Consider the following 15,970-nt stretch of genomic DNA (forward strand, 5'->3'; position numbering starts at 1 on the left):
GCGACTGCCGACCCAACCGGTTCGCCACGAGTTCGTCGACTCCCTCATCGTTCACCACGCGGCGGAGCGCCGGCCAGCCGGGCCGCGACCGCGCGGATCTCCTCGTCGCGGGCGGCGGCGCGGGCGCGCAGCGCGTGCCGCTCCTCGTCAGCGGCACGCTCGTCGTGCATGGCCGGGTTCGGCGGCACGAGAAAGACGCCCGCCTCCTGCGCGGACGGCTCCGGCGCGGGGGCCAGCAGGGCGGCGGCCGTGCCGACGGCCACCGTGGAGCGGGGCAACAGCGAGGCCTCGGCGAGGACTTCGCGGGCCCTGGCGTGGGAATCGGCGTCGGTGATGACCACGCCGTCGACGAGCTCGGGGCGGGCGGCCAGCACCGCGGCGTGGTCCGCCGGGTCGACGGCCTGGGCGAGGTAACGCCAGCCGGGCAGCGCGGGGATGCCGTGCTCGCCGAGGAACTCGACGGTGGCCAGCACGTCGGGGCCGGGCGGCAGCAGGCCGCCGTCGCCGAGCGCGCCGAGGATCCGGGAGTCGTCGGCGGCGGCCGTGCGCAGGTCGAACAGCTGCCGCTCGGCGGAGGCCACGTTCTCTTCGAGGAGGGCGTGGACGGCGTCGGCGCTGCGGTCCAGCTCCTCGGCCGTCAGGGCGCCGGCCCCCGGGGCGTCCGCCGGCTCCGGGCCGTCGTCACCGGGGCGGCGCTGTCCCGGCACCTGGCCGGAGGCCGTGGACCGGGGCAGGCCGAGCAGGTCGGCCAGACGCTGTTCGGATCCGAGGGACTCCGCCGCGCGGCGCTCCGCCTCGTACCCCGATTCGGCGGCCGTGGCCGCGTCCGCGGCACGTGCCGCGGCCAGTTCGGCGCGACTCTCGGCGCCGGCCGCCTCCTTCGCGCGCTCGGTGGCCTCGCGTGCCGCCTCGCGGGCGGCCTCGTACGCGGCGACGGCCGGCTTCTCGGCGTCGCTCGCGGCGAGCGCGGCGCGGGCGGGGTCGGCGTCGGGGCCCGAGGCGTCGATCCAGCCGGCGCGCACGGCCTCCTCCGTCTCCTGCTCGACCTCGGCGAGACGCTGGCGCAGGTGGCCGGACTCGCTGCGGGCACGCTGGGCGTCGGTGGCGGCTGCGGTGGCGTCCCGGTGGGCGGCCTCGCCGGCCTGCTGGAGGGCGGCGGACCGTTCCTCCTGCTCGTTGGCGAGCGCTTCGCCCTGCTCGGCGGCGGTGTTGAGAGCGCGCACGAGGTCGGCGGCGGCGCGGGAACGGGCGGCGAGGGCGGGGGCGGCGTCCTTCTCCGCCTCGTGGATGGCGGCGGCCACGCGGGCCGAGCGGTCGGCGGCGGCACGGTGGCGCAGCACCGTTTCGGCAGCCTGCCAGGCGGAGTGCAGGGTACGGGCGTCGTTGAGCTCGCGGCGCTGCGAGGCGGCGGCCTTCTCGGCCGCGGCCAGGGCCAACGAGGCGTGCCGGTAGGCGAGTTCGGAGGCGATCAGCGCACTGCGGCCGCGCGTCTCCTCGGCGTCGGTGACGGCGTGCCCGGCCGCGGCGACCTGCTCGGCCAGCTCGGCGGCACGGCCGCGCTCCTGCCCCCCTCGCGCGGAGAGACGGCGGGCGAGGGTGCGGGTGCGGCGCTCGGCCCCGGCGTGCACGCCGCGCGCCTGGTCGCGCCGGGCGCCGGCCTCGGCGATGCGCGCGAGCATGTCCAGCGAACCGGCCGTGAAGTCCCGCTCGGCGGTGAGCTCGGCCCGGCGGCCGAGCTTGTGCGCGAAGCCGTGCACGAGGTCGGCGAGGCCGTCGGTGTCACGGGTGTCGGTGACGGCGCGCAGCAGCAGGTCGGTGAAGTCGGAGTCGTTCTTGACGGCGAAGAGGCCGGCGGCCTCGCCCTCGTCGGCGTTCATCTCCCGCTGGTAGCGGAAGAGTTCGGGGTCCAGGCCGAGCTCGCCGAGGTGCTCGTTCCAGCGCTCGTGGATCTCCTCCCACACCACGTCCAGGTGCGGGTAGGCCTTGCCGGCCTCGGTGAGGGCGTCGCGGAAGCCCTTCATCGTGCGGCGGCGTCCCCGGGCGCCGGAGGCGCCGTCGGCGCGCGGGCGCATGGCGGAGGCCATCGGCACAACCGCTGAGACCGGCAGCGCGTCGAGGCTGAGCCCGGGGCCGGGGCGGAAGGAGTACCAGGCCTCGGCGAACTTGCGCGGGTCGTTGGAGACCTGGCGGCCGCGCCACTCGCTGACCTTGCCGACGACGATGCTCTCGCCGGTGAGGACGTGCTGCCACTCCAGGGCGACGTGGCCGCAGTCGTCGGCGAGCAGGAACTTGCGCAGCACGCCGGAGCTGGCACCGCCGAGGGTGTTGCGGTGGCCCGGGAGCATGACCGAGAAGATCAGCTTGAGCAGGACGGACTTGCCGCCGCCGTTCTCCAGGAAGAGCACGCCCGCGGGCGCCGGGCGGCGCGGCGGGCCGACGGGCTCCTCCGCGAAGAACTCCGCCTGCGCGGGCGCGGGGTTCGGCACCGGGGCCCCGACCCCGCGCAGGTCCAGCACGGTGTCGGCGTAGCGCGCACCGGCGGGCCCGATGGAGTAGAGGCGGACCCGGGACAGCTCGTACATGGCGGCGGACTCTCGTTGTTCGCAGGAGGGACAGGGTCAGGCGGAATGGAAGGGCAGGCCGGCGTCGGCGACCAGGTCGAGGGCGTCGGCCTCGTCCGGCGGCAGGAGCGTGGCACTGCCGTCGGCGACGGGCACGATGCCCAGCTCCAGCAGTTCGGCCATGGCCGCGCTGCCCGCCGTGTCGCGCACCTGGAGCTGGTAGCGGGCGGTGGTGCGGTAGGTGCCGCCGGCCTCGTCGCCGGTGCGCTGGAGGAAGCCGGAGTCGACGAGGAAGGTGACGGCCTTGGCGATGATGCCGGTGGTCGAACCGGCCAGGCGGCGGGCGTCCTTGGTGGCGCCGGTCGCGCTGCGCCGCGCGTAGACCCGCCAGGCGGCCTCCAGGCCCGGGGCGTCGGTGCTGGGGTCGGTGTTCTCTCCCTGCTCGGCGGCGCGCTCCTCCAGGCGGCGGCAGGCCTGGCGGACGAAGGCGTCCACGCCGTTGACGGTGACGCGGCCGATGTAGCCGTCGTCGGCGAGGTCCTCGGGGCGGGGGAAGGACATGGCGGCCACGGCGAGATGGGCCAGGCCGTGCAGGAAGCGGTCGCCGGAGTCCACGGTGGCGCGGCGTGCGTAGTCGCCCATGCGGACGGCGAAGACGGAGTCCTCGGCGGCGGTGACGGCCATGCCGGCGCGGGTGGAGACCTCCAGCACGACGAGCCCGAGGCCTGCGGCCACGGCGTCGGCGAGGCGGGCGAAGGGGGGGTCCTCGCGGTGGCGGCGGAGGAGCTCGGCGTACTCCGCGTCGCGGGCGGGCTGCAGCTTGGGCTGCAGCCCGTACGCGACCAGGCGTGCCGCGTCGGCCGCATCGGCGGGGGTGACGCTCGGGGTGCCCACACGCTCCGGCTCGGCGTCCGGCTGCGCCGGGGCGTCGATGTCCTCGTACTCAGTCACGGTTGCTGCTCCTGCGGGCGATGCACGGATTGCGGTTCGTTGTGATGATTCGCCGTTGCGGCGGAGTGTCGATTCATGCCGCGTCCTTCCTGTCCGCCGCCATGCCCGCCGCGTCCAGCAGGGCCTTACCGACGATGAGGTCGGCGCCGCCGAATTCCGGGTCGTCCAGTTGCGTGCCGTCGTCGACGGCGAACAGCAGCTGCTGTTCGCCCTGGCGGTAGGCCGTGCCGACCGCGGGGCTCGCGGCGTGGACGGCCAGGAGGGCGACCAGGTACGGGAGTTCGGGGTCGCGGCGGCGGGCCTCGGCCAGCAGGCCCGACAGGCGGCGGGGCGCGTCGGCCGGGAGGTCGAGCAGCTCCATCGCGGAGGCCAGCTGCTCCTCGCTGAAGCGGCTGTCGTCCGGGGTGGCGATCAGATCCGGCTCGGGCATCTCCGCGCCGAGGTGCTCGCGCTCCAGCGGCGGCGTCAGCAGCGCCTCCACCAGGTCCGTGATGCGCACCGCGGCCGGGGTGCGCAGGCCCGTGCCCCGCGCGAAGAAGGCGTCGGTGACGCGCGTCGCCTGCTCCACCGGCAACGGCAGGACGGGCGCCACGAGCTGGCCGTACAGGTCCAGCCCGGCCTGTGCGGCGGGGGTGGCGAACGCCTGCCGGTCCTGCTCGGCGCGGAACAGCGGCCCGGCCTCCAGCAGCCGGGACTGCAGCTGGGTGTGCCGGCGGATGCAGTCCTTGACGATGTCGACGAGCTCGGCGGCCCGGCGCTTGTTCTCCGGCTCCTCGGATTCGTCGCGCGCCTTGCGGATGTTGGTGAGGATCGCGTTCTCGTGCCGGTAGCGGTCGGCGACGTGTTCGAGCGCTTCGGCGATCATGTCGGGGACGGTCTTCAGCCAGTCGACCGCGCGGACGTTGCGCCGGGTGGCGTCGAGGGTCTTGCGGAGGGTCTCCGCGTACTGCACGGTCCGGTAGCGGGCCTGCTCCGCGGCGAGCTGGGCGTCGGCGAGGCGGCCCCGGTTGATGAGGACCTCCAGCTTCACCTCGGCGGCGATCTGGGCGCTGGTGACGTCCGTGTCGAGGGCGCCGACGAGGACGTTGACGGCTTCGTCGGTGGTGCGCAGGAAGACCGTGCCGCCGGGGCCCGGGACCTCCTCGATGAGCTTGAAGTCGTAGTCCCGGCGGACGTAGACGCCGTCCGCGCCGAAGGTGCCGTAGACGGCGCGGAAGCCGCGGTCCACGCTGCCGACGTTGATGAGGTTCTCCAGGACCCAGCGGCTCACGCGCTCGTGCTCGGCGTGCGGGCGCTCGGGGGCCTGGGCCGCGACGCGCGGCAGCAGGCGGGCCACTATCTGCTCGTGGTCGGCGCCGGTGTCGAAGTCCATGTTCAGCGTGACGAGGTCGATGGCGGCGAGCGCCACCTCGGCCATGGCGTAGACGCCGTACTCGCCCACGAGGTTGGCCTTGCGTGCGTCCAGGTCGTGCAGCGGCGCCGTGCAGGCGAGCGCACGCAGCCTGCGGGCCAGGCCCTCGTCGGCGGCCGGGCCCGGGGCAGGGCGCGAGGGCCCGTTGAGCTGGGGCGGAACGGCCGCCGGGGCTGGAGAAGTCACGTCGCACAGCGTAGGCGCTCACCCTGACAACGGACGAAACGGCACCGTCGGATCAGCGGTCAGACGGCAAAGACGGACATGATGCCGATATTGCAAGCAAGCAGGACAAACGCCGTGGGCAGCTGTGCCTTGATGGGTCCGTACTGGTCCGTGAGCTCCAGCAGCGCGGCCGGAACCATGTTGTAGTTGGCGGCCATCGGCGTCACGAGCGTGCCGCAGAAGCCGGCCAGCATGCCGACGGCCATGACGCCCGGGGCGCTGCCGTGGGCCTGTTGGACGAGGACCGGCCAGCCGACCGCGGCGGTCATCACGGGGAAGGCCGCGAAGCCGTTTCCCATGACGACGGTGAAGAGGAACATTCCCACGCAGTAGACGACGACCGCCAGGAAGACCGAGCCGTCGGGCAGTACCGCGGTGGTGATCCGGCGGACCTGGTCGCCGACCCCGGCGACGGAGAAGATGGCGCCGAGCGTGGCGAGCAGCTGCGGCAGCAGCAGGACCCAGCCGGCCTTCTCCAGGATGGAACGGCCCTCGTGCAGCGGAACCGTGATCCGCTTCTCGCGCAGCATCACCATGGCGACGGCGAGGGCGGCGACGGCGCCGATGCCCAGGCCCAGGATGGTCTCGCTGCCTTTCTCCAGCACCGGTTCGCCGCCGGCGTGCAGCCGCTTGACGCCCACCGCGCAGATCAGGGCGACGGCGGGGATGGTGAGTGCGGGCACGAAGAGGCGGTTGCCGAAGCGTGTCGCGTCGGCGGCCCGCTGTGCGGGCGTGGCCGTGCGGGCCGTGCCGCGGCCGGTGAAGCCGAAGCCGGCGAGGCAGATCATGACGAGGACGGCGGCGCCGAGCGGCTCGGCGGGGGCCGTCTTGTGCGCCACCCACGTGCTGTAGACGAAGCCCGCGCCGAGCAGGCCCCAGAAAGCGGCCGTGCCGTAGCGCCTGGGGTTGGTGCGGTCGGCGAGCATCTGGGCGGCCATGGCCAGGAGGACACCGCCGACGAGCCAGAAGAACCACTCGGCCTTGATCACTTGCCCGCCTCCTTCGCGGCCGTCCCCGCCACGCGCGCGTGCTCCAGCGTGCGGTCCAGCCGCAACAGCCGCCAGCCGTGCACCAACAGGGCGCACAGCGCGGTCGGGACGGCCCACAGCGCGAGGTCCAGCGGTTCCAGGTGTGTGTGGTACGTGGTGTTGACGAAGCCGGTGATGAGCAGGATGGAGCCGACGGCGAGGAAGACGTCCTCGCCGAAGAAGAGCCCGACGTTGTCGGCGCTCGCCGCGTAGGAGCGCACCTTCTCCCGCACCTGGTCGGGGAGTTGGCCGTGGCTGCGTTCGGCCGCGCCTTCGGCCATCGGCGCGGCGAGCGGGCGTACCGTCTGGGCCTGACCGAAGACGCTGTTGAGCCCGAGGGCTGCGGTGAGCTGGCGCAGGAGGAGGTAGAGGGCGAGGAAGCGGCCGGCGGTGAGGCCGGCGAACCGTGCTATCAAGTGCCGTGCCTGTTCCTGGAGTCCGTGCCGTTCCAGGAGGCCGATGACGGGGAGCGTGATGGCGAAGATCGTCACCGAGCGGCTGGAGGCGAAGCCGGTGCCGAAGGCGGCGAGCACCTCCCGTGGCGACAGGCCGCCGAGCAGTCCGGTGGTGATGCCCGCAACACCCACCACCAGCAAGGGGTTGCGCCTCGTGGCGAATCCGGCCACGACCACGAGGACGCCCAGAAGTACGAGCATGCGTCCTGCCTTCCGCATTCTCGGACCTCACTCGACGAGGTGAGGCGGTTGGCGAGGAGGCTAGGATATTGTTGAACAATCCTCAACAGGCAATGCTGAAACCGTCGAAGGCTGAGACAGCTGGAGCGTCAGGAACAGCTGAAGCAGCCACTCCGCCGAGACCCGTGGGAGAGGCCATGGCCCTGTCCACCGCACAGCGAGTCGCCGCAGCACTGCGTGCCCGTATCGAGAGCGGCGAACTGCCGCCGGGTCACCGGCTGTCGGAGGAGGCCCTCGGCAGAGAGCACGAAGTCTCGCGCAACACCCTGCGCGAGGCCTTCCGTCTGCTCATCCACGACAGCCTGGTCGTCCACCTGCTCAACCGCGGTGTCTTCGTACGGGTGCTGGAGCCCGCGGACGTCACCGACATCTACCGGATGCGCGCCGCCCTGGAGACCGCGGGCGTGCGGGCCGCGGCGGATGCCCCCCGGACGCTGCACGAGACCCTCTCCGCCACGGTCGCCGAGGCCGAGCGCGCCGCCGCCGCGGGCGAATGGCAGCAAGTGGGCTCGGCCGACCTGCACTTCCACCGCGCGCTCGCCGCGCTGGCGCAGAGCCCGCGCATCGACGCGGCCATGGACCGCCTGCTGGCCGAACTGCGCCTGGCCTTCCACGAGATGCCCTCGCCGCGCCGCTTCCACGAACCCTTCGTGGCCCGCAACCGCGCCCTCGCCAAGCTGTTGGAGAGCGGGGAACACGCCCGCGCCGAGGCCGGATTGACCGCCTATCTGGACGACGCCCGGGAGCTGATCCTGGGCGCCATGAAGGAGACCCACCGATGACCCCCGGGACCGCAGCAGCGACGGAGACCGTCGTCCTCGACCTCAACGCCGACCTCGGCGAGGGCTTCGGGCGCTGGCGCCTCACCGACGACGACGCCCTGCTGTCCGTGGTCACCAGCGCCAACGTGGCCTGCGGGTTCCACGGCGGCGACCCCTCGACCATGCGCCGGGTGTGCGGGACGGCGGCCGAGCGCGGCGTCGGCATCGGCGCCCAGGTCTCCTACCGCGACCTGGCGGGCTTCGGCCGCCGGGCGATGGACGTGCCGCCGCAGGAGCTGGCCGACGAGATCGCCTACCAGATCGGCGCGTTGGAGATCTTCGCGCGGGCGGCCGGCGCCCGCGTCGCGTACGTCAAACCGCACGGCGCGCTGTACAACCGCAGCGTGCACGACGCGGAGCAGGCCGCGGCCGTGGTCGAGGGCATACGGCTCGCGGGCGAGGTGCTGCCCGTGCTCGGCCTTCCCGGCTCCCGGCTGCACGAGGCCGCGCAGCGGGCCGGACTGCCCGTCGTCGCCGAGGCGTTCGCCGACCGCGCGTACACCGCGGCGGGCACGCTCGTCCCCCGCCACGAGCCGGGCGCCGTCGTCACCGACCCCGACGCCGTGGTGCAGCGCTCGCTCGGCCTCGCCCGGGACCGGGCGGTGACCGCGATCGGCGGCGAGCGGGTCCCCGTCCGCGTCCGCTCGCTGTGCGTGCACGGCGACACCCCCGGGGCCGCCGCCCTCGCCCGCCGGGTGCGCGACGAACTGGAGGCCGCGGGCGTGCGGCTGGAGGCCTTCGCATGAGGGCCCTGCCCGCCGGGGACCACGGACTGCTGGTCGAGCTCGGCAGCAGCGAGGAGGCCGAGGCGCTCCACGCCGAGCTGCTGCGCAGGGCCGCGGCCGGCGAGCTGCCCACGGTGCAGGAGATCGTGCCGGCCGACCGCACCGTGCTGGTCGACGGCCTGGCCGAACCCGGGGCGTTCGCCGAGGAGCTGGCCTCCTGGGTGATACCCCCGCCGGCCCGCGGCGTACAGCGGGCCGTCGAGATCCCGGTCCGCTACGACGGACCCGACCTGGCCGACGTCGCCGAGCAGTGGGGCGTCACGCCGCGCGAGGCGGCCGCCCTCCACGCGGAGACCGAATTCCGCGTCGCCTTCTGCGGTTTCGCCCCGGGGTTCGGCTACCTCACCGGGCTGCCCGACCGCTACCACGTGCCGCGCCGGGCCACGCCCCGCACGAAGGTCCCCGCCGGCTCGGTGGCCCTCGCCGGGCGGTACACGAGCGTGTACCCGCGCTCCTCCCCCGGCGGCTGGCAGCTCATCGGCACCACCGACGCCACGCTGTGGGACACGGCGCGCACCCCGGCGGCGCTGTTCTCGCCCGGCACCCGGGTCCGCTTCGTACCGGAGGGCCGCGCATGACGGAACGGACGGTCGCGGTCGTCCGCGCCGGAGCGCTGACCACCGTGCAGGACCTGGGCCGCACCGGCCACGCCCACCTGGGGGTGCCCCGCTCCGGCGCCCTCGACCAGCCCGCCCACCGGCTGGCGAACCGCCTCGTCGGCAACCCCGGCGGGGCCGCGACCCTGGAGACGACCCTGACCGGCTGTGCCGTCCGCGTCCGCCGGGCGGTGACGGCGGCGGTGACGGGCGCGCCGTGCGCGGTGACCGTGGACGGGCGTCCCGCCGCGTGGGGCGCGGCCGTCCGGGTCCCGGCGGGGGCGATGCTGGAGGCCGGTCCGGCCGTGCACGGCGTACGGAGCTATCTGGCCTTCTCCGGGGGGCTGGCCGTCCCGCCCGTCCTGGACAGCCGCTCGACGGACGTGCTCTCCGGCCTGGGGCCCGCCCCGCTGGCCGACGGCGCCGTGCTGCCGCTCGGCGCCCCGTGCGGGCCGCCGGCGGGCGCGGACGCGGTGCCGCACCCCGGCCCCGTACGGGAGTTGGTGCTGCCGGTCGTGCTCGGGCCGCGCGACGACTGGTTCACCGCCGGGGCGCTGCGGACCCTGGCGGCCGGCGGCTTCCGGGTGTCGTCCGCGGGCAACCGGATCGGCCTGCGCACGGAGGGCCCGTCCCTGGAGCGGGCGCAGGACGGCGAACTGCCCAGCGAGGGCATGGTCCTGGGCGCGGTCCAGGTGCCGCCCGACGGCCGTCCCGTGGTCTTCCTCGCCGACCACCCCACCACGGGCGGCTATCCCGTGGTGGGCGTCGTGCCCGAGGCGTTCCTGGCCGCGGCGGCGCAGGCGGTGCCCGGCACGCCGGTCCGCTTCGTGCTGCGAAGACCGCGGTTCCGCTAGGGGGGGGCGCCCCGTAAAGGGCGCGGCTCCGCCGCGTGGGCCTGCGCCCCGAAGGGGCGCGGGGAACTGCGCGCTCAGCTACGACGCGCCCGCAGTCGAGGCACTCGGGGCTGCGCCCCGAACCTCTGGGGTGGTGCGTCCGGCTGCGGGCCGGCGGGGGCTGGTCGCGCAGTTCCCCGCGCCCCTGACGTGGCGCCCGGTCGCGCCCACGCGGCGGAGCCGCACATCGACACAGCCCCGCGCCCCTTACGGCGGCGCCCCGTAGCCGCCGCCTCCGGGCGTGCGCACCTCCAGGACGTCGCCCGCGCCGGCCTCCACCACGGCACAGCCGGCCAGCCGCTCGACGGAACCGCCGGCGCGCTCGACGAGGTTGACGCCGAGGGCTCCGGGCTCCCCGCCGGCCATGCCGTACGGGGGCACCCGGCGGTGTCCGGTGAGCAGGGCGGCCGTCATGGGCTCCAGGAAGCGGATGCGGCGCACCACGCCGCATCCGCCCGTCCACCGGCCGCGCCCGCCGCTGCCCCGGCGCACCGCGAAGCTCTCCACGCGCACGGGGTAACGCCATTCGAGGACCTCGGGGTCGGTCAGGCGTGAGTTGGTCATGTGGGTCTGCACGGCGTCCGCCCCGTCGAAACCGTCCCCTGCGCCCGAGCCGCTGGCCACGGTCTCGTAGTACTGGGTGCGCTCGTTGCCGAAGGTGACGTTGTTCATGGTGCCGGAGCCCTCGGCCTGGATCCCGAGGGCCGCGTAGAGGGCGCCGGTGACGGCCTGCGAGGTCTCGACGTTCCCGGCGACGGTGGCCGCGGGGAATTCCGGGGCCAGCATGGACCCTTCGGGGATGCGGATGTCGAGGGGCTTCAGGCAGCCGCTGTTGAGCGGGATGTCCTCGGCGACCAGCGTGCGGAAGACGTACAGCACGGCCGCCTTGACCACGGAGCTGGGCGCGTTGGCGTTGCCGGGCTGCTGGGGCGAGGTGCCGTCGAAGTCGAGGACGGCGCTGCGGGCGGCGCGGTCCACGCGGACGGCCACCTGGACGACCGCGCCGCTGTCGGTCTCGTAGCGGTGGGATCCGTCGCGCAGCCCGGCGACGATGCGGCGCACGGATTCCTCAGCGTTGTCCTGCACGTGCCCCATGTAGGCCCGGACGACGTCCCGGCCGAACTCCTCGGTCATGCGGCGCAGTTCGTGGATGCCCTTCTCGTTGGCGGCGATCTGGGCGCGCAGGTCGGCGAGGTTGACGTCGGGGGCGCGCGAGGGGTACGGCCCGGAGGTGAGCAGCTCGCGCGTCTCCTGCTCGCGCAGCCGGCCGTCGCGGACGAGGAGCCAGTTGTCGAAGAGGACGCCCTCCTCGTGGATCGTGCGGCTGAAGGCGGGCATGGAGCCGGGGGTGATGCCGCCGATCTCGGCGTGGTGGCCGCGCGAGGCGACCAGGAAGAGCAACTCCTGGCCGTCCTCGGTGAAGACGGGCGTGACGACCGTGATGTCCGGCAGGTGCGTGCCGCCGTGGTACGGGTCGTTGACGGCGTACACGTCCCCCGGCCGCATCGCGTCGCCGTTGCGTCGCAGCACCTCCTTGATGGACTCCCCCATCGAGCCGAGGTGCACGGGGATGTGCGGGGCGTTGGCGATCAGGTTGCCGTCGGCGTCGAAGAGGGCGCAGGAGAAGTCCAGGCGTTCCTTGATGTTGACGGAGTGCGCGGTGTTCTCCAGGCGCAGGCCCATCTGTTCGGCGATGGCCATGAAGAGGCTGTTGAAGACCTCCAGCATCACCGGGTCCACGTCCGTGCCGACGGCGGCCGTGCGGGGCCGGGGGCGGACGCGGGTGAGCAGCAGGTGGCCCTTGCCGCCCGCCTCCGCCTGCCAGCCGGGGTCGACGACGGTGGTGGCGTCGGCCTCCGCGACGATGGCGGGACCGGTGAGGACGTCCCCGGGGCGCAGGGCGGTGCGCTGCCGGAGCCGGGTCTCCTGCCAGGCGCCGCCGGTGAACATCCGGACGGTCTCCTCCTGCGCCTCTTGTTCCTCCGGTGGCTCGGCCGTGTATCCGGAGGCCCCGCCGGATGCGCCGACCGCCTCGACCGAGACGGCCTCGACGACCAGGGGCTTGTCCATGGTGAAGGCGTAGCGGGCGCGGTGGGCGCGGACGAACTCGGCGCTCATCGCGGCGGCGGAGTCCAGGGCCACGGGGAGGGCGGAGTCGGTGCCCGCGTAGCGCAGGTGCACGCGGGCGGTGGTGGTGACGGTGTCCTCCGGGACGCCGTCCGCGCGGAGTTCGGCGCGGGTGCGCTGCGCGAGCCGGTCGCAGGCCTCGTGCACCTGCGGCATCGCCTGCTCGTCCAGCCCGGTCTCCAGGGCCTGTTCGCGCAGGGCGGTGGCGTCGGCGACGCCGATGCCGTAGGCGGAGAGCACGCCCGCCAGGGGCGGCACGATCACGGTGCCGATGCCGAGCGCGTCCGCGACGGCGCAGACGTGCTGGCCGCCCGCGCCGCCGAAGCCGGTGAGCGCGTAGCGGGTGATGTCGCGGCCGCGCTGCACGGAGATCTTCTTGACGGCGTTGGCCATGTTGAGGACGGCGATGTCGAGGAAGCCCGCCGCGACCTCCTCGGGTCCGCGCCGGTCGCCGGTCGCGTCGGTGATCTCCCGGGCGAGCCGTGCGAAGTGCGTACGGACCACGTCGGCGTCGATCGGCCGGTCGCCGCGCGGGCCGAAGACGGCCGGGAAGCGGCCGGGCTGGATGCGGCCGAGCATCACGTTGGCATCGGTGAGGGTGAGCGGACCGCCGCGCCGGTAGCAGGCGGGGCCGGGGTCGGCACCGGCGGAGTCCGGGCCGACGCGGTAGCGCCGCCCGTCGAAGTGCAGCAGCGATCCGCCGCCGGCCGCGACGGTGTGGATGTTCATCATGGGTGCGCGCATGCGCACGCCGGCGACCTCGGTGCCGAAGACCCGCTCGAACTCGCCCGCGTAGTGCGAGACATCGGTCGACGTGCCGCCCATGTCGAAGCCGATGACCCGGCCGTACCCGGCCTCGCCGGAGGTGCGGGCCATGCCGACCACGCCGCCCGCGGGACCGGACAGCACGGCGTCCTTGCCGCGGAAGTGCAGCGCCTCGCGCAGCCCGCCGTTCGACTGCATGAACAGCAGCCGTACGCCCGGCAGTTCGCGGGCCACGTCGTCGACGTAGCGGCGCAGGATCGGCGAGAGGTAGGCGTCGACGACGGTGGTGTCGCCGCGCGGGACGAGCTTCATCAGCGGGCTGACCTCGTGCGAACAGCTCACCTGGGAGAAGCCGGCCGCACGGGCCGCCGCGGCGACCTGCTGCTCGTGCGCGGGGTACCGGTAGCCGTGGAGCAGGACGACGGCGGCGCTCGCGAAGCCGTCGCGGCGGGCCGCGCGGAGGGCGTCGGCGGCGGCGTCCAGGTCGAGCGGACGGACCACTTCGCCGTGCGCGCCGACCCGTTCGGGGATCTCCACGACCCGGTCGTAGAGCGCCTCGGGCAGCACGATGCGACGGTCGAACAGGCGCGGGCGGTTCTGGTAGGCGATGCGCAGCGCGTCGCGGAAGCCCTCGGTGACGACCAGCACGGTGGGGGTGCCCGTGCGCTCCAGCAGGGCGTTGGTGGCGACGGTGGTGCCCATCTTGACGACCGCGATCCGCTCGGCGGGGACGGGGTCGTCCGGGCCCAGCCCCAGGGTCTGCCGGATGCCCGCCACGGCCGCGTCGCGATAACGGGCGGGGTCGTGGGAGAGCAGTTTGCGAGTGACGAGCCGGCCGTCGGGGCGCCGGGCCACCACGTCCGTGAAGGTGCCGCCGCGGTCGATCCAGAACTCCCAGCGTTCTGTCATGGGGCCATTGTGGGACTGCGCCCCGTCAGGGGCGCGCCCCGAAGGGGCGCGGGGAACTGCGCGAGCAAGCACGACGCGCCTGCAGTCGAGGTTCCCCCAGGGGCTTCGCCCCGGACCCCTGGGGTGGTGCGTCAGCTGCGGGCCGGTGGGGGCTTGTCGCGCAGTTCCCCGCGCCCCTTACGGGGCGCCCAGTCGCGCCCACGCGGCGGAGCCGCATATGGGAACAGCCCCGCGCCCCTTACGGGGCGCACCGTTACCCCGCCCGCTCCGCCGCCGGCCGGCCGGCCCGCTCTGCCAGTACGTCCGCGTAGTGCCGCAGCAGCAGGTCCCCCACCACCGTCCAGGTGCGGCCCAGCACCGAGCGGCGGCCGGCGAGCCCGTACTCCGCGCGGCGGCGCCGACCGGACTCCAGGGTGAGGACCGCCTCGCACAGCGCCTCCGCGTCGTGCGGGCGGACCAGGAGCCCGGTGCGCAGGTGCTCGACCAGGTCCAGGGGGCCGCCGGCCGCGGGAGCGACCACGGGGACGCCGCTGGCCTGCGCCTCCTGGACGGTCTGGCAGAACGTCTCCTGCGGGCCCGGGTGGACGAAGACGTCGAGCGAGGCGAAGATGCGGGCGAGTTCGCGGCCGGTGCGCGTGCCGAGGAAGCGCGCACCCGGCAGGGCGGCCCGCAGCCGGGCCGCGTGCGGACCGTCCCCGACGACGACCAGGCGCACGCCCGGCAGCGCGCAGACCGGGGCGAGCAACTCCACCCGTTTCTCGGGCGCGAGGCGGCCCACGTAGCCGACGATCAGCTCCCCGCCGGGGGCGAGGGCGCGCCGCAGCTCCAGGTCGCGGTGCGCGGGGTGGAAGCGTTCGGAGTCCACGCCGCGCGGCCACAGCCACACCCGCGGAACGCCGTGGCCGATCAGGTCGCGGGCGGCGGCGGTGGAGGGCGCGAGGGTGCGGTCGGCGGCGCGGTGCACGGCCCTGATGCGGCGCCAGGCGACGCCTTCGCCGGTGCCCAGGTAGGTGCGGGCGTAGCCGCCGAGGTCGGTCTGGTAGACGGCGACGGCCGGCACGCCGAGCCGGGCGGCGGCCGCCATGCCGCGCGCCCCGAGGACGAAGGGGCTCGCGAGGTGGACGACGTCGGGGCGGTGCGCGGCCAGCACGCCGGACAGGCGGCGGCCCGGCAGGGCGACGCGGACCTGCGGATAGCCGGGCAGCGGCAGCGAGGGCACCCGGACGACCGGGCAGGGTGCGCGGTCCGCGTCGCCGCCGTCCCCGGACGGAGCGGGGCCGGCCGGGGTCACGACGAGCGGATCGTGCCCGCGGCGCCGCAGGTGCCGGGCGGTCTGCCAGGCGCAGTGGGCGACCCCGTTGACGTCGGGCGGAAACGATTCGGTGACGATGGCGACCCGCATACGGCTGTTGTCGGCCCCGCGCGCGTGGCGCGGACCACGTGGATCTTTCCGCCCGGCGAACGTCCCATGAGCGTTGGCCCGGTCCCACCCGGATTCCACACCCCCATTCGGGTGAATTCAGGGGGAATTGGGTTAAAATGCAGGCAGGTCCGAATTGACAGCGAAAGAAGGTGGCCGATGTGACCGCCCCTACGTCGCCCCGGATCGACCAGCACCCGGACATCATGGCGCTCCGCGCCCACTCCGAGGAGACGACGGGGACCCCCGCCGCTCAGGCCGTCGAGGCCCTGGCCGTCCTCTGTGGTGTCTATCTGGCCGCTTCACCGTGGATTGTGGGCTTCAACGCCTCCTCCACCCTGACCATCACCAACCTGATCACCGGTGTCGCCTTTGCCTGCCTGGTAGGCATCGGCCCCGCGTACGAACGCACGCACTCCATGAGCTGGGCCGCGCTGGGCATCGGCGTATGGGCGATCGTCGCTCCCTTCGTGGTGGCGGGCCACGCGTTCGCCGCCCGTGCCGTCGTCAGCAACGTCATCGTCGGAGCCCTGGCCTGCCTGACCGCTCTGGCGCTGGCGGGCCTGGGCAGCGGCAGGCTGCGCCGCTGACCGCACACCGCGCATACCCGTACCGCGCCCCGTAAGGGGCGCGGGGAACTGCGCGAGCAACCACGACGGTCCGCAGTCAACCCTCTCGGGGGCCGGGGCGAAGCCCCGGGACTTCGGCTGCGGGCGCGTCGTGGCTGGTCGCGCATCGCTGCGCCTCCTGAACGTCTCTGGGGACGTGAAGGAGGATAGGGCG

At 74.5% G+C, this 15,970-nt stretch carries 12 protein-coding genes; 5 read left to right on the forward strand and 7 right to left on the reverse strand.

The window, feature by feature from the left end; all coding sequences use genetic code 11:
- Positions 1 to 44 precede the first annotated feature (44 nt).
- The 5 genes from ACWD4B_RS31935 to ACWD4B_RS31955 all read right to left on the reverse strand — a co-directional run bounded on the left by ACWD4B_RS31935 (position 45) and on the right by ACWD4B_RS31955 (position 6,832).
- On the reverse strand, positions 45 to 2,582 hold the full coding sequence (locus tag ACWD4B_RS31935) for a hypothetical protein (protein WP_451424036.1): 2,538 nt from the start codon (positions 2,580 to 2,582) through the stop codon (positions 45 to 47).
- A 36-nt stretch (positions 2,583 to 2,618) separates the two neighbouring features.
- Positions 2,619 to 3,512 (reverse strand): hypothetical protein, encoded by an 894-nt coding sequence (locus tag ACWD4B_RS31940; protein WP_451424037.1) that lies wholly within the window; start codon positions 3,510 to 3,512, stop codon positions 2,619 to 2,621.
- 73 nt (positions 3,513 to 3,585) lie between these two features.
- A complete protein-coding gene (locus ACWD4B_RS31945; RefSeq protein WP_451424038.1) occupies positions 3,586 to 5,109 on the reverse strand; it encodes a hypothetical protein in 1,524 nt (507 codons plus the stop codon).
- Positions 5,110 to 5,168: 59 nt separating this feature from the next.
- Positions 5,169 to 6,137 carry a DUF979 domain-containing protein gene (locus ACWD4B_RS31950; RefSeq protein ID WP_451424039.1) on the reverse strand — a complete coding sequence of 323 codons (969 nt, stop codon included), beginning with the start codon at positions 6,135 to 6,137 and terminating at the stop codon, positions 5,169 to 5,171.
- Positions 6,134 to 6,832: a DUF969 domain-containing protein gene (locus ACWD4B_RS31955; protein WP_451424040.1), complete on the reverse strand. Its 699-nt coding sequence runs from the start codon at positions 6,830 to 6,832 to the stop codon at positions 6,134 to 6,136. The genes ACWD4B_RS31950 and ACWD4B_RS31955 overlap by 4 nt, the downstream gene beginning before the upstream one ends.
- A gap of 176 nt (positions 6,833 to 7,008) precedes the next feature.
- Here ACWD4B_RS31955 and ACWD4B_RS31960 point away from each other — a divergent pair, with 176 nt between their 5' ends.
- From ACWD4B_RS31960 to ACWD4B_RS31975, 4 genes are read left to right on the forward strand one after another with little or no spacing between them, the layout of a single operon-like run.
- A complete protein-coding gene (locus ACWD4B_RS31960; RefSeq protein ID WP_451424041.1) occupies positions 7,009 to 7,653 on the forward strand; it encodes a GntR family transcriptional regulator in 645 nt (214 codons plus the stop codon).
- On the forward strand, positions 7,650 to 8,438 hold the full coding sequence (locus tag ACWD4B_RS31965) for a LamB/YcsF family protein (RefSeq protein WP_451424042.1): 789 nt from the start codon (positions 7,650 to 7,652) through the stop codon (positions 8,436 to 8,438). Before ACWD4B_RS31960 ends, ACWD4B_RS31965 begins: the two co-directional genes overlap by 4 nt.
- A complete protein-coding gene (gene pxpB / locus ACWD4B_RS31970; RefSeq protein WP_451424043.1) occupies positions 8,435 to 9,055 on the forward strand; it encodes a 5-oxoprolinase subunit PxpB in 621 nt (206 codons plus the stop codon). Before ACWD4B_RS31965 ends, pxpB begins: the two co-directional genes overlap by 4 nt.
- Complete coding sequence (locus ACWD4B_RS31975; protein ID WP_451424044.1) at positions 9,052 to 9,927, forward strand: 5-oxoprolinase subunit C family protein; 876 nt, start codon at positions 9,052 to 9,054, stop codon at positions 9,925 to 9,927. Before pxpB ends, ACWD4B_RS31975 begins: the two co-directional genes overlap by 4 nt.
- Positions 9,928 to 10,173: 246 nt before the next feature.
- Here ACWD4B_RS31975 and ACWD4B_RS31980 read toward each other — a convergent pair whose 3' ends face one another.
- Both ACWD4B_RS31980 and ACWD4B_RS31985 read right to left on the reverse strand, forming a co-directional pair.
- The gene (locus tag ACWD4B_RS31980; protein WP_451424045.1) at positions 10,174 to 13,767 is read right to left on the reverse strand and encodes a hydantoinase B/oxoprolinase family protein; all 3,594 of its coding nucleotides are present in this window, start codon (positions 13,765 to 13,767) and stop codon (positions 10,174 to 10,176) included.
- Between the two features lie 253 nt (positions 13,768 to 14,020).
- A complete protein-coding gene (locus tag ACWD4B_RS31985; protein WP_451424046.1) occupies positions 14,021 to 15,169 on the reverse strand; it encodes a glycosyltransferase family 4 protein in 1,149 nt (382 codons plus the stop codon).
- Positions 15,170 to 15,348: 179 nt separating this feature from the next.
- Here ACWD4B_RS31985 and ACWD4B_RS31990 point away from each other — a divergent pair, with 179 nt between their 5' ends.
- Positions 15,349 to 15,777, forward strand: coding sequence for an SPW repeat protein (locus ACWD4B_RS31990; RefSeq protein ID WP_451424047.1), 429 nt, complete (start codon positions 15,349 to 15,351; stop codon positions 15,775 to 15,777).
- Positions 15,778 to 15,970: the final 193 nt, after the last annotated feature.

The sequence above is a fragment of the Streptomyces sp. NPDC002536 genome (assembly GCF_053594995.1).

What these genes read in the sequence shown, in the direction of transcription:
- ACWD4B_RS31980 (WP_451424045.1), bottom strand. Translation starts at nt 13,767, where the DNA reads ATGACAGAACGCTGGGAGTTCTGGATCGACCGCGGCGGCACCTTCACG.
- ACWD4B_RS31935 (WP_451424036.1), bottom strand. Translation starts at nt 2,582, where the DNA reads ATGTACGAGCTGTCCCGGGTCCGCCTCTACTCCATCGGGCCCGCCGGT.
- ACWD4B_RS31965 (WP_451424042.1), top strand. Translation starts at nt 7,650, where the DNA reads ATGACCCCCGGGACCGCAGCAGCGACGGAGACCGTCGTCCTCGACCTC.
- ACWD4B_RS31985 (WP_451424046.1), bottom strand. Translation starts at nt 15,169, where the DNA reads ATGCGGGTCGCCATCGTCACCGAATCGTTTCCGCCCGACGTCAACGGG.
- pxpB (WP_451424043.1), top strand. Translation starts at nt 8,435, where the DNA reads ATGAGGGCCCTGCCCGCCGGGGACCACGGACTGCTGGTCGAGCTCGGC.
- ACWD4B_RS31960 (WP_451424041.1), top strand. Translation starts at nt 7,009, where the DNA reads ATGGCCCTGTCCACCGCACAGCGAGTCGCCGCAGCACTGCGTGCCCGT.
- ACWD4B_RS31955 (WP_451424040.1), bottom strand. Translation starts at nt 6,832, where the DNA reads ATGCTCGTACTTCTGGGCGTCCTCGTGGTCGTGGCCGGATTCGCCACG.
- ACWD4B_RS31975 (WP_451424044.1), top strand. Translation starts at nt 9,052, where the DNA reads ATGACGGAACGGACGGTCGCGGTCGTCCGCGCCGGAGCGCTGACCACC.